The organism is uncultured Methanobrevibacter sp. (assembly GCF_900314615.1).
Lineage (GTDB): Archaea > Methanobacteriota > Methanobacteria > Methanobacteriales > Methanobacteriaceae > Methanocatella.
Map to the genome: position 1 here is coordinate 1 of NZ_OMWA01000036.1, position 13,640 is coordinate 13,640.

Annotated in this window: 11 protein-coding genes and 1 pseudogene; 5 read left to right on the forward strand and 7 right to left on the reverse strand. The window is 32.1% G+C overall.

Annotation, left to right across the window (positions count from 1 at the left end):
- Positions 1-938: 938 nt before the first annotated feature.
- Positions 939-1,979, reverse strand: coding sequence for an aldo/keto reductase (locus tag QZN33_RS10970; RefSeq protein WP_296792458.1), 1,041 nt, complete (start codon positions 1,977-1,979; stop codon positions 939-941).
- A gap of 2 nt (positions 1,980-1,981) precedes the next feature.
- Positions 1,982-2,716 carry a class I SAM-dependent methyltransferase gene (locus QZN33_RS10975; protein WP_296792462.1) on the reverse strand — a complete coding sequence of 245 codons (735 nt, stop codon included), beginning with the start codon at positions 2,714-2,716 and terminating at the stop codon, positions 1,982-1,984.
- 78 nt (positions 2,717-2,794) lie between these two features.
- Between QZN33_RS10975 and QZN33_RS10980 the strand changes: the two genes are divergently transcribed.
- On the forward strand, positions 2,795-3,037 hold the full coding sequence (locus tag QZN33_RS10980; RefSeq protein ID WP_296792465.1) for a hypothetical protein: 243 nt from the start codon (positions 2,795-2,797) through the stop codon (positions 3,035-3,037).
- Positions 3,038-3,086: 49 nt separating this feature from the next.
- On the opposite strand, the gene QZN33_RS10985 is transcribed toward QZN33_RS10980, so the two are convergent.
- On the reverse strand, positions 3,087-4,028 hold the full coding sequence (locus tag QZN33_RS10985; protein WP_296792469.1) for an aldo/keto reductase: 942 nt from the start codon (positions 4,026-4,028) through the stop codon (positions 3,087-3,089).
- A 94-nt stretch (positions 4,029-4,122) separates the two neighbouring features.
- Between QZN33_RS10985 and QZN33_RS10990 the strand changes: the two genes are divergently transcribed.
- Positions 4,123-4,497, forward strand: coding sequence for a helix-turn-helix domain-containing protein (locus QZN33_RS10990; RefSeq protein WP_296792472.1), 375 nt, complete (start codon positions 4,123-4,125; stop codon positions 4,495-4,497).
- Here QZN33_RS10990 and QZN33_RS10995 read toward each other — a convergent pair whose 3' ends face one another.
- Entirely contained in the window at positions 4,498-6,372 is a 1,875-nt protein-coding gene (locus QZN33_RS10995; protein ID WP_296792474.1) for a histidine kinase dimerization/phosphoacceptor domain -containing protein, read from the reverse strand.
- 516 nt (positions 6,373-6,888) lie between these two features.
- On the opposite strand from QZN33_RS10995, the gene QZN33_RS11000 reads away from it, so the two are divergent.
- Positions 6,889-8,196, forward strand: a complete 1,308-nt coding sequence (locus QZN33_RS11000) for a prephenate dehydrogenase (RefSeq protein WP_296792476.1) — start codon at positions 6,889-6,891, stop codon at positions 8,194-8,196.
- 74 nt (positions 8,197-8,270) lie between these two features.
- On the opposite strand, the gene QZN33_RS11005 is transcribed toward QZN33_RS11000, so the two are convergent.
- Complete coding sequence (locus tag QZN33_RS11005) at positions 8,271-9,659, reverse strand: DHA2 family efflux MFS transporter permease subunit (protein WP_296792479.1); 1,389 nt, start codon at positions 9,657-9,659, stop codon at positions 8,271-8,273.
- Between the two features lie 90 nt (positions 9,660-9,749).
- On the opposite strand from QZN33_RS11005, the gene QZN33_RS11010 reads away from it, so the two are divergent.
- On the forward strand, positions 9,750-10,088 hold the full coding sequence (locus QZN33_RS11010) for a MarR family winged helix-turn-helix transcriptional regulator (protein WP_296792487.1): 339 nt from the start codon (positions 9,750-9,752) through the stop codon (positions 10,086-10,088).
- A 190-nt stretch (positions 10,089-10,278) separates the two neighbouring features.
- Positions 10,279-10,824, forward strand: coding sequence for a flavodoxin family protein (locus QZN33_RS11015; protein WP_296792482.1), 546 nt, complete (start codon positions 10,279-10,281; stop codon positions 10,822-10,824).
- A gap of 162 nt (positions 10,825-10,986) precedes the next feature.
- Here QZN33_RS11015 and QZN33_RS11020 read toward each other — a convergent pair whose 3' ends face one another.
- Both QZN33_RS11020 and QZN33_RS11025 read right to left on the reverse strand, forming a co-directional pair.
- Complete coding sequence (locus QZN33_RS11020; protein WP_296792485.1) at positions 10,987-12,930, reverse strand: ABC transporter transmembrane domain-containing protein; 1,944 nt, start codon at positions 12,928-12,930, stop codon at positions 10,987-10,989.
- 301 nt (positions 12,931-13,231) lie between these two features.
- Positions 13,232-13,640, reverse strand: a pseudogene (locus QZN33_RS11025) (MFS transporter); the annotation flags it as partial.

Below are 13,640 nucleotides of genomic sequence, written 5' to 3' on the forward strand. Positions count from 1 at the left end.
ACGAGTACAACCATAGTTTTGTTTAAACATGACTTCTTGTTCAAGAGTTAAATGAAGCTTAACAACCACACCTCGAATATACTCACCCATAAATCTCATCCCCATTCCATCATTATATACCATTTTCATTCATATCTAAAAAAAAATGAAAAAAAACATCTACTCTTTTTTAAAACAACAATTAAAATCACATTTAATTGAATAATATATCATTTATAATTACCCATATATAAAAAATAAGAGAGAGCATTTGAAAAGTAATCGAATAACGAACTCAGAGCAATTTTTCAAAACCAAAACAATTTTTCATACCCAAAGCAATTATTTAATAATCCAATAACAAAAAAGTATACTGAATAAAAAATTCATGACATAAAATAGCCTCAAAAAAACGCAAATAAAATAAAACACAATAAAATTAATTAAAAAAGACAGTACACCCAATAGTGCAATTCATCCACAACTTGCAGAAGTTGTGGTATTCTTGCATTTTAAAGATAAAGTTAAAATCAAAAGATTCTAACTTTATTTCTAAACAATTCATCGAGAATAATCTCTTGAATATTTATTTTAATTTTATTATATATAATATTTTCTTATTGAATAATGTAGGGAGAACCCCACTAAAGAAAAAATGCTAAAAACTTCTTTCTTTACATTCAACAACTAATATACATTAATAGAAATCATTTTAGAAAAATTAAAATGATTCTAATTAATTCGATACCATTTTAATTAAAAAACGAGTATCTTTTTTCAAGATTATTCCTTCTGAATTGTTATGCATTTATTATCTAAGTGGTCAAAACCTACTATAGAAAATTTATTACCCATAATATTTAAAATAAAAAGTTTTTAGAATATTAAAATTAATTTAAAAAGAAAAAATTGTTTTAAATTAATAAAATTGCTCTGAAAAAAATAATAGTTAAGAGTACTTAAATCTTATCTTTAGTGTGTTTCTGCCAGACTTTTTCATTGTCACTAGCGGAGATTTTATTGTCCGCCATTACACCAACAAGGTCATGAGCAACGTAAGGCTCTTCAAGATATTCAATGTCATCACCTGTCAATTTTAAATCAACTGCACTGACTGCTCCATCAACATGGTGTGCTTTGGTTGCACCCACAATTGGAGAGGTTACCTTTTCCAAAAGCCATGAGAGAGAAACTTCAGTCATTGAAACATCATAATTTTTGGCCAGTTCATCAACCCTTTTAATAATCTCCAAATCCTGAGATTCAGTATTCTGATATTTCAGTTTAGCATAGAAATCTTCGTTTAATCTTTTTGAATCCTCACCAGGAATTCTTGAGAGTCTTCCGGAAGCAAGTGAGCTGTAAGGTGTTGTTGCAATATGGTCTGCAGCACAAAGCGGAATCATTTCACGTTCCTCTTCTCTAAAAATTAAGTTATAATGTCCCTGAATTGATACGAATTTGTGAAAACCTTCAGCTTCGGCAAGTGCATTTGCCTTTGCAAGCTGCCATGCAAAACAGTTTGAAATACCGATGTATTTGACCTTGCCTTCATCGATGACTTCTGTTAAACCTTCCAGAATATCATACAATGGAGTGTTATAGTCCCACATATGATAAATATACAGGTCAATATAATCCAATCCCAGGTTTTCAAGGCTTTTTTCAACAAAATTGTGAATGTGCATTTGGCCTGAAACATTATTTTTGATTTCCTCTTCTGTTCTTGGAAGAAACTTTGTTGCAACTACAACATCATCTCTTGAAGCATATTCCCTAATTGCTTTTCCAACATACTGCTCTGAAGTTCCGTTCTGATATCCTATTGCAGTATCAAAAAAGTTAATTCCACTATCAAGACCGTTTTTAATTACTCCCAGTGATTCTTTTTCAGGTAATGTCCATGTGTGCATTCCGTTTTCAGGGTCTCCGAATCCCATGCAGCCCATACAAATTCTACTTACATTTAAATTAGAGTTTCCAAGTTTAACATAATCCATTTTCAACACTTCTTCATAACATAAAATACATAACTGTAATCATCACTATGAGTCCTGTAATGATTTATTTCCTTTTTAAGCTGTTTTACAAAGTCCTTTGCAGATTTATCACTGCTTAACGAGTTTAGATTTTTCTCAAGTTTTTGATAATAATCCTCCCAGTCACATTTTGGTACAATAACATAGTCAACAAACTCATATCCTGCATTTTCAATCTGTCCAATCTTATTTTGGATTGTATCGATTTCATCATAGATATTTTTCCAGAATTGTATACTTTCACGTGAGGGTTTTGAAATCCAAGAGATATCAGAAATTACCGCATATCCATCTGACCTCAGCAATCGCCTCCATTCATCTAAAGCTTTTTTAAATCCCATTATCTCAACTGATGCCTCACAAAATATTATATCAAATTCCTCATTTGCAAAATCCGGATCTTTCATATCTCCAACACCGCTGAATACTCTATCTTCAAGAGAATTTTCAGTTATTTTTTCATTCAATAATTTAATATAATGTTTAAACAAGTCAAATGATTCGATTTCAGCATTTTTAAAATATTTTGCAAGTTGTATTGTTGATGTTCCAACGCCACATGCAATATCAAGCACATATAACTTATCATTAATGTTAATGTCAATCTTTTCAATTGCTTTTAGAGTAGTATCTTCACTACCTGGCGACAATCTGTCTAAATCTCTATAAGCCTGATAAAAATATAGTGGAATATCCATGTTCATAATTTTAAACCGTATTGTTTAAAAATGTTAACTTACAAATATATAATTATCAAATTAATTGGAGATTTAATTATGATTGTAAACGTAAAAGCAACTAATAAAAATAGTGGCGAAGTAATTTCATTCGCATTAGAAGGCGACAGAGACGCAGGTTTCACATACGAAGGAACTCACATGCAAGAAGTAACAGACAACAAAATCAGAGAAGTCTGTAACGGATTAATCTTACTCGGTTCCCCTCTTTACACCATCAAATCCGGTGGAAGTGAAACTATCGAAAATATGACCTTTGTGACTGAAATTGCAGCAGAATAATTCTGCTCCCTTTTTTTATTTTATTTTTAAAAAAATTAAGAAAAAGAAATTATTTCATTTCCTTTTCCCAAACTCTTATAACATTTACATCAGCTTTATCAGCCAATTCTTCCATTGTTTTTATCTCATCATCGCTTAATTCAATATTTACTGCTTCAGCAGCGTCTTCAACATGATGAACTTTTGTTGCACCGATGATTGGAAGAGTGCCTTTTGCAACTGCCCATGCGATTGGAAGCTGAGCTATTTTTGCATCATGAGCATCTGCAATTTCAGATAAAGCTTTATTTAACTCTTCAATTTCAGCTAAACTGTCACCATATGCATTTGCCCTGTCAGATCCTTCAGGGAAAGGATGAGCGGTGTCATATTTACCGGATAATGCTCCCTGTTCCAATACCATGTATGCAAAGAAAACAATATCATTTTCTCTGCAGTATTCTAAAATTCCTGAGTCTTCAGATGACCTGTTAAGCAAACTGTAATGGTTTTGTACCGCACCGAGTTTTAAACCGGCTTCTTTAAGGATTTCATTAGCTTGTTTAATTTCTGCAAGATTGTGGTTTGAAACACCAATCATTTCAATGTCATGTTCTTTTGCAGTTTCCACTAATTTTTTAGTCCATTCCGGTGCTCCAACAGGGTTGTGAATCCAGAATATGTCAATGTCATCCACACCAAGGATTTTTGCACTGTTTTCATACATTGCAGTTACTTCATTTGCCTCAAACATTTCTGCAAGCTGAGGTGTGAATTTTGTAGAAATTACAAAGTCATCACGGTCTGAGGTTTTAAGAAATTCTCCTAAAACTTCTTCTGAAGTTCCCATACCATATACGTAAGCAGTATCCCATAAGTTTAAACCTAATTCCATTGCTTTATCATATATTGGTTTTAAATCGTCGACTTTGTGCTCGTTTCCGAATGTTCCATCATTACCCCATGCCCATGCACCGAGAGCAATTTTTGGAAGGTTATCTTTCAATGTCATGACACTATATTTCAAAAACAGCATATAAAAAGTTAAAGTGACAGCCATGACACCAAAAATTAATTATTAAACAAACTAAAAATGAATAAAACATATGACATGTTTTGATTTTGAACTTACACACTGTCCTGTGGAATTATCTCTCGATATATTAAATCGAAAATGGGTTTTGCAGATTATCTGCGATATGTTTTTTGGAAAAAAACGTTTCAGTGAGTTTAAAGAGGGAAGAGCTGAACTATCCAACAAGGCATTGTCAAGAAGCCTGAAGTTTATGGAAGAACAGGAATTAATTAAAAAGGTAGTAAGTGATGGAAATATCGAGTATTTCCTGACAGATAAAGGAAAATCCCTGAATAAACTAATTTATGATTTAGTGGAATATACTCTGGACAACAATGGAGATTTGTATAATGAAGAAACTGTCATTAAAGCAAAAGAAGGCTTTAAAAGACAGTTGTTAGACTAATCATCCATGAATTGTATGCTGCATTCTTATAGGGAAAACCAGTTTGTATTCTGTTCCGTTTTTATGTTCAACCAGCTCTATTTTACCGTCAAGCTGTTTGGTGAGATTTTTAATGATTATGCAGCCCAGATTCATTTTAATCTTTTTAGGATCTTCAATACCCACACCATTATCCTTAAATGTCAGCTGAGCAGTATTTTCGTCAAGCTTGAATATTTTCTTGCTGATTAATTTATTTTTAACTGATTTATCCGGGAATGCATGTTTTATCGCATTCATGTTCAGCTCATCAATTACCAGAAGCAGTGGAGTAATGACTTCAATTGTTAAATTAAGATCTTCATCAACTTCAGATTCAAATTCAACACCATTTTTCATACCTACCAGAGTTCTGATTTGATTGTCCTGGTCATGAATAAAGTCGTTTAGATTGATATTTTTAAAGTCCTGAGTATTGTATGTTTTTTCATGCAAAAGCGCAAGTGATGTTAATCTTGCCTGCATATGATCAATAATGATTTCAGGTTTATCTTTATATGCTCTTTTTTCAAGGTTTAAAAAGCTGTTTAGAACCTGAAGGTTGTTTTTGACTCTGTGGTGGACCTCTTTAATCAATACATTTTGATGTTCATTGGCTTGCTCAAGTTCCATCTGTCTGCTCATCTCATCAGTAATGTCAGCTAAAAATCCAAGGCTGTGGGTGGTTTGACTAAATTCAAATCTTTCAATGTATAGTTCACAGATTTTCTGATTGTTTTCATCACCGCCGACATTGTATGTGAATGTTTCATCGATTCTGTCAATTTCACCATCAATCAGGCTGATAATCTGTTTTTTTGTTTCTTCTTCAACAATATTGTTTATAACATCAGGGGAGTGAACATAATCTTTCGGATTTACATCAATGAAATAATAATAACCTTCTGAAAATTCGTAATGCTTAATGTTTAACGGTTCAATTAACAGCGCCAGTTTTTTACTGTTTTTAAATCCCTGCAATAAGAAGTCCACTGGTTTAGCACCAGATTTTTTAGAATATCTTGTGATATCATTTATTAAACCGTAACGGCTTATTAAATTGCCTTCCTCATCAAAATTGGAATAAAGATTAATTTCAAGATATTTTAATGTTCCGTCATCTGTTCTTATTCTGATAATATCTTCATGATGACCTGTATCAGTATCCATGATTTCAAGAATATTTTTAATTAATTGCTTGTCTTCTGGAATGGCCAAATCAAATACAATATTATAATAAGGGTCATGCTCCTCTTTAGGACGATTTAAGATGTTGTATATTCCCTGTGTCCATGTATATTTTCCGTCAACCTTACGATAGCTTCCAGTCTGAGTGAAATATTCCATCATGCTGACCTTGTCTTCGGAATACTGAATCTTTTCAAATTCTTCCGGAACATCTGAATCAGTATTGACATGGTCTGCAAATACAAATAGCCTGTTCATTTCATAAATGATTTTGACAAGAGTGATTTTTGCAAGCTTCTGTTTACCATAATAGAAAACATGCACTTCTTTGGTTTTCTGAGTTTTAAAAACCTCATGAAGATAATCATGAAGCATTTCATAAAAGGCAGGTGAAATTTTACTCAACCTTCTTCCCCTTACATCATCAAGCTGAAGATTTACCTTATTAAGTATGAATTGACCCACAGATTTTATAATAAAATCCTTTCCGTCATCGTGAGGGATTAAAATATTTACATCCATCGGAACATTGCTTATAAGCTGTGGAAATGGAACATCATCTACAATAAATTCAAGAGGAGAAGGATTGTACAAATCCTTTTCATCAAGGTCATAAACACGCAGTTCATCTACATCTTCCAATTTTCTATAATCTTTATATAATTTCATTTTAAATTTCCTTAAAAATATGTAAAACAGTACCTGAAACATTTAATCCTCATTTAGGAGAAAATGAGTGGAATGCCTTCATTAAATCTTATTAACTATATTGCCAAATTTATCCAATATCTAATTAGTTAAATGTTTATTGAACATATTATTTAAATTTTGAAAATTTATAACTTCACATATAATAAGACAGAAAATTAATCATCTTTAAAAACTCAAAAAATTCCCTTGCCGGTTTTATTAAAAAATTCACAGAATGATTTTTTAAAGAAAATACTGACAATAACCTAATTATTACCCAATCAACTGCAGATAGCTACATGAAATATCTTTGATAAAAAATATATTTAATTCGATTTATTTTAAAAATAAATTTCATGATGGTTCCTCATTAGTAATTACAAAAAAAGATTAAATACATTGTCACAACTAAAAAAAATTAAAAAGACATATTAAATATTATAAATATATTTTAATTGAATAACTGAATAATTTCAAATTTCAATGAGGCATAATATGACTGATAAAAGTAACATGACCATTATTGGAGGTACAAGAGGATTAGGTCGATGGATAGCTGAACACCTGAATAATGAGTTCAACATCACTATCACAAGCCGTAACGAAGCTTCAGGACTTGAAGTTGCAAAAGAACTGAACGTTGAGTACAACAATGACAACATTGAAGCAATACAGAATGCAGATATTGTCATTTTCAGCGTGCCGATAGAGCATACTTCACAAACCATTAAAGAAGTGGCTCCACATGCACCTGAAGGATCTCTATTAATGGACGTGTGCAGCATTAAAACAGAAGCTGCCGAAGCCCTAATGAAATATGCTCCGAAAAATGTGGAAATATTGCCCTGCCATCCGATGTTTGGACCGCGCGTTCCTACAATCAAAAGACAGATTATCGTTTTGACTCCTATTGAAAACAGATCCAACAACTGGTTCAACCGTGTGGAAAGATATTTGACAAATTCCGAATGTGAAATCGTCATTACCACACCTGAAGAGCATGACAGGTATATGAGCATAGTTCAGGGCCTGACTCATTTTTCATTCATTACATTAGCTTCAACAATTAGAAAGCTCCATATCAACGTTGAAAAGTCCAGGTCATTTTCAAGTCCAGTCTACAGCCTAATGCTTGATATGGTCAGCCGTGTCATATATCAAAACCCTTACCTTTACTATTCAATACAGAAAAATAATAAAGAAAACACCAATGCAAGAAAAACATTAATTAAAGAGGGAACATACCTGTCAAAGCTAATTGAAGATGGAAATGAAGAGGACTTTGTGAAAAATATGGAAGAATCATCCAAACATTTGGACAATCGTGAGGACGCATTGATTCGCTCAGACAGAGCCATAGGCATGCTCAGCCAGAAAGCCAATGTCCTGACAAAATCAATTGGTAAAGAAATAGGCTTGAAAGATCTGCTTTCTGAAAAAATATATGTAGGCATAGTCAAAAAGGTTACTTCAAAATGTGTGATACTGGAAAACAATGATGAAATCTCCTTAAAAATTTCAAATATTGACATATTATCTGCAAAAGAGGTATTTGAATGGAAGAAAAATAATCTTAAACTTGAAAAATTCAAGTTATCTGTCAGCCTGCCTTCAAGCTGTGATGAAAAATATCTCATTAAAATGTTTGAAAATATTGAAGGAGTCATTGACGTTGAAATAACTGATATTGAACAAATAAACGATTCTCTATCTAATTTCACATTTGACTACTCAACATTCCATAAAAAAGACAAAAATTATGTTGAAGAATATGTTAAAGGAATTGGAGGAAAAATCAACTAATTTTCTCAAAAAATTCCCATCCCCATTATTTAATTCTTTTATTATTCCTCTTGATTTAAAAACAATGCTGAAATCTAACCCTCAACAATATCTTTTTTATTTTTTATAAACAGTATTGTAATTATCAGCAGAATTACAGTTATTATTATCATCATTAAAGAGGTCATGCTAAATGAGTTAACGGAAAGCTGATTATGAGCAATGTTTCCGTTTGCCAAGATTTGCATTATAACAACAGTAACTGACGAACCTATTGCACCTATAACCTGCCTTGCAGTGTTGTTGATTGCAGTTGCATCCTCAACATCCCCCGCCACAACACTCATTGCCCATGTTATTGAAGGTGACAGACCAAGCCCACAGCCGATTCCTCTGATTAACTGAGTAATCAACAGGTATTCGAATGTGGAGTTCATATTATATGTCATCATAGCTGCAAATCCTATTATATTTAAAACTGATGAAGCTATTAAAACCGGTTTAATTCCAATCTTATCGGCCATTACAGGACTTATGAAATTGAAAACAATCATGATTATTGCTGATGGAAACAAAATGAGTCCTGATTCGGTTGGAGAGTAATATGCCACACTTTGAACAAACAGAGGCACCATTACATTGATACCACACATCATAAAGTAGAGTAATGCTGCGAAAACAGTCCCATAAACAAAATACTTATTTTTAAGCACTTTCAAGTTTATCAAAGGTTTTTCAATTTTGTTTTGACGTTTGACAAATATCACTAATGTAATAACCCCAATAACTATAGGTAAAATTACATGAGTCAAGCTGAATGAGAATTCTGCAATATTTGAAAATCCTATCATCAGCCCTGCGCAGAACAGTATTGACAATATTAAAGATGCAAAATCCAAAGGATAATCCTGGGTTTCAAGTTCAAAGTTTGCAAAAAGAACTGCTAAAATTAAGATTATAAATGTTAATATAGCTAAAAATTCGAAAATAACTCTCCAATTAAACAGATCAATTATGATTCCTCCCATTGTCGGCCCCATTGCAGGCACGATTCCAACAAGAAATCCCATTAATCCCATGTAAAATCCCCATTTTTCTTCAGGCATTATTTTGAAAATCAATATCTGACCTATCGGCATTAGAATACCTGTTCCCATAGCTTCCAGAATTCTACCAACAATCAAAATTTCAAAACTTACTGATAAAAAACAAAGTACGGAACCTAATATGAATAAAACTAATGAGGTTATCAGGATTGTTTTAATCTTAAATCTTTTTGTAATGTATGCTGTTGGAGGAATCATCACTCCAAGCACAAGCAAGAATACAGAGTATGTCCATTGCACAGTTGCAGAAGATAGTGAGAAATCAGCCATATAATAAGGCAGGCTTGTTGTTACTATACTTTGTGATATCAATGTGACTGCAGAAGCCAATATGAGTATAATTAATGTTATTAACCCATTTCTGTTTTCAAATTTCATGATAACCTTTCCTTATAACTATTTTACATCTAACTAAAAATTTGTTTATAGAAATATTTATTAGTTTGTTCATATAAGATTATTAAAGGAATTACTCCTCGTGATTTTACTTATTTGCTGAACATTTATTATCATAAGAATTGTTCACAAAGAGAACTTGCCGACTTGTTAATAGTCTCAGAAGCCAATGCAGGCCAAATTATTAGACGTCTGGAGAAAAACAAGCTGGTTACAAGAGATTTTGATGAAAAAAATAAAAGCAGAAGAATAATCAACCTAACAAATGAAGGCACACACCTTGTTTTATCCTTATTAGATGCCGCCAAAAAATGGGAATCAAAATTTTTTGAAAGATATGCACCTGAAGATAAAGAGAAATTCAAAACAATGATTTCAGATTATTATCAGTTATCCGTTAATGACAAATAATCATCAGAGACAATAGCTAATTTTTAAACTGTTTAAAAACTATTATTCATTATTCATTCCCAACTGACAGTAATTATCTTAGAAAATAATATACACATGAATTTAAACTTTTTTTGTTGTTTATATCCATACAATTAAGTAATTTTAAAATTACCTATTATTTTTAACCGATAATCTCACAACTATTAATATGGCTAAAAAAATAATTATTTTAAACGGAAGTCCAAGAAAAAAAGGAAATACCTCTTCAATTACAGCAGAGTTCATTAAAGGTGCAACAGAAGCCGGAAACGAAGTTGAAGAATTCATGCTTTCATCAATGAAAATTAACGGATGCATAGGCTGCTGGAAAGGAGGAAAAAATATCGAACACCCATGTGCACAAAAGGACGATATGGATGAAATATATCCAAAATATGTCGATGCTGATATCGTGGTTTTAGCATCTCCATTATATTACTGGAACATTTCAGGATTTCTTAAGAACGCTTTTGACCGCTTGTTTGCCGTTGCAGAATGTGACAATTATAAAAATCCAGTAAAAGACAGTATTCTTATTATGGCTGCAGAAGGTAGTGGATTTGAAGAAAGCGAGTTATGGTATGACAATTTAGAAAAACATATGGGATGGAAAAGTATCGCCAAAATCTTATGCAGTCATGTAACACAGCCAGGAGATAGCGAAGGAAAACCTGAATTAAAACAAGCATACGAGCTTGGAAAATCAATTAACTAAAAAAAAACATAGATTCCCTATGTTTTTTAACTTTTTTTAACAATAAATTTCTATTCATTAACCGCAAATTTGTGGATGAATCACTAATTCAATGAATCATTCAAAAAAAAAAGTTCACTCGGAAGCAAGAATAATTAAACTTGCTCCGATCAATGTTGAGATTTAATTATTATCTTTTTTATAGTCTATAATCGCAAATATCCTTTTGAGACTTGATAATGAATTTTCAATAGATGCTGTTGAGCTACTTATTTTTTTAATAGGTTTATTAAATAACTTTGCATACATGATAATCGCCAATAGGGTTCCTAACTGGATTTCATTAGTTGCAAACAAGGAAATTCCGACAATATAAACACTAATATTAGTTACATTTGTTAATAATTCTGTCATAGGCACCATAAAATTAGTGATGTTTTTGGATTTAGAATAATAGTCAATTACAGTTTGATTGATTTTTTTAAATCCTTTTTCATGGAAGGCATCACGATTCGCGAGACCTCTTTCAAAATAGCTCATCATTCGTCCTAAATGCTTTTGATGATTCTCATAATGCTTTTTAGATTTATAATCACATATATAAAAGCTAGCAATATATAGTAGGAATGCAAACAGATACACTAAGCCCAATCTAATGTCTATTAAAAATATTAATACAAGTACAAGGATTATTGATATGAATTGCGCATAAATATCAGTTAATTTGGAAGAGACAAACTCTCTGAGGTTCATCACATCGTTGTTTAATCTGGAAAAGAAAAGGCCCTTTGAATTTTCTTTAATGTTTTCAGAACCGACAGCATCAATCTTGTCAAATAATTTCATTCTTAAATCATATGCTACTTTTTCACCGATAGGACCCATAATCCTTCTTGGAGCCAATTTAAACAGATATGCCCCTGAGTATAATGCAATCAACAGGACAATATTTGTGTAGATAGCAGTATCGTTAGATGAATCGAAATTAGAAATCAATAAATCAATAGTTGTTCCTGCAATTTTAGGGGCATTAACCATACACAGGGTAGATACGGTAAGTAAAATCACTGACATTATTATCTTGACCTTATCCTCTTTCAATATGGTCATGAATTTATTGATGAGATCATCTCTTTTAGCCCATCCGCCGTCGTCTCCATCAGCAAGATCTTCCTCAACAATTTCTATTGGTTCTGGAGCAATATCAGTGTTTTTGGATTTTATTGTTTTATCTTCCAGATTCAATACTTCCTCTAAACGCACAGAAGTGGCGTATGCACGTGGCCACCTATCAATTAATGCAGGAATATGTGCCAAGGTAGTGATGAAGAAGGCAATATATACTGTAATAATCACTGAATCAATTACATAGTCAGTTTCAAAGCCAATTGTAAATCCGGAATTAACCAATCCCAATACTATCAGAATAAAGACATATAACGCCCACATCAACACAGGACCAATGTAATATTGACTAAAAATATACTTAACGTTTTTATCATAGGAATTATCACATGCCTCATCAAATTCAGCTTCATACTCCTGTTTTTTAAATGGAATCCTGTCAGAGATATTGCTAACTTTGGTGAGGAATAACAGGTTTAGTTTTCCGTATGTCTTTTTAGCTCTGAAAAATATTTCTACAACTTTTTTCATTTTCCAAATTACAATTGCAGAAATAACGCCAATAAAACCTAAGAAGAATATCGCAAAAGTCGTATCGATCAATGCTATTTCATATACAATTGCTATGAATGTAACAGGAATCAGTATGAAATCTTCGAGTATCATCACTATAAAACCCTGTTCTGATGACACACCCCTGGTTGACCGTGTAACTAACCCTGAAACCTTAAATTTATCAATTTCCACTTTAGGCAGGTTCATTAGAATATGAAATATTTTCTCACGAAGTATATATGCAGCATTTGAAGCCACTCTTGTCGTGCAAAAAGAAACTGCATAAATTGAAATCATTGAAAAGGCCGTATACATTAACATGTATAATCCAGACCTTAAAAGCAAATCTACATTCTGCTTTTTAACTCCGGTCAAAGCATCACTGAACAACTCGATTATCTGCATTTGAAAGAATGTATGAATTGCTATCAATGCAATAATAATCAAAATTGTTTTCCATTGGGGTTTTAATGAAACACTCAAAAACTTTCTCATAATATTATTTTAGTTTTTAAATAATATATATTCTCATTTATACACATGAAATATGAAAATCAAATATTCTATATGAATCAAAAAGAAAAAATTAAATCACTACATTATATTCATTGTGAATCAATATCTAAGTTCACAACCTACTTTACAACATCACCAATTAATAATATTAACACGACAATTGGTTAATGACAAATGTGAAATTGAATGGTGAAACGATTTAAAAAAAAAAAGGCAAATGAGAGATGGACTCTCATTGTTTTTTAATATTCTTATTTTTTATCCGCAGCGTTAGAATTAAAATAGCTACTAACACGATGGCTAATCCATACATTACAGATGCCATTGCATTCTGAATAATTATATCTGCAGTATCCACAACAATACTGTCTTGTCCCTCTATAGTCTCTAATTTTTGGAAGTAATCATAGACCTCCTGATGGAAATGTTCGTCCCCTGAATAATCAGGCGCATAGGTATCGACTGCAGTACTAATACCTCCCATAACTCCAAGAATTAGAATTATTCCAATGATTGCTGTTCCCAATGAGGAACCTAATGTCTCACCAGTTGTAATAATACCTGATGCGTTATTTTGGCCTTCAGCAGGAACATCGAATAATGCAACATCCGATGCTAAAGCCATCATAAAACCAAGACCT

Coding starts and splice junctions, on each gene's coding strand:
- QZN33_RS10980 (WP_296792465.1), top strand. CDS start 2,795: ATGATTGTAAACGTAAAAGCAACTAATAAAAATAGTGGCGAAGTAATT.
- QZN33_RS10975 (WP_296792462.1), bottom strand. CDS start 2,716: ATGGATATTCCACTATATTTTTATCAGGCTTATAGAGATTTAGACAGA.
- QZN33_RS11015 (WP_296792482.1), top strand. CDS start 10,279: ATGGCTAAAAAAATAATTATTTTAAACGGAAGTCCAAGAAAAAAAGGA.
- QZN33_RS11005 (WP_296792479.1), bottom strand. CDS start 9,659: ATGAAATTTGAAAACAGAAATGGGTTAATAACATTAATTATACTCATA.
- QZN33_RS10990 (WP_296792472.1), top strand. CDS start 4,123: ATGACATGTTTTGATTTTGAACTTACACACTGTCCTGTGGAATTATCT.
- QZN33_RS10970 (WP_296792458.1), bottom strand. CDS start 1,979: ATGGATTATGTTAAACTTGGAAACTCTAATTTAAATGTAAGTAGAATT.
- QZN33_RS10985 (WP_296792469.1), bottom strand. CDS start 4,028: ATGACATTGAAAGATAACCTTCCAAAAATTGCTCTCGGTGCATGGGCA.
- QZN33_RS11000 (WP_296792476.1), top strand. CDS start 6,889: ATGACTGATAAAAGTAACATGACCATTATTGGAGGTACAAGAGGATTA.
- QZN33_RS10995 (WP_296792474.1), bottom strand. CDS start 6,372: ATGAAATTATATAAAGATTATAGAAAATTGGAAGATGTAGATGAACTG.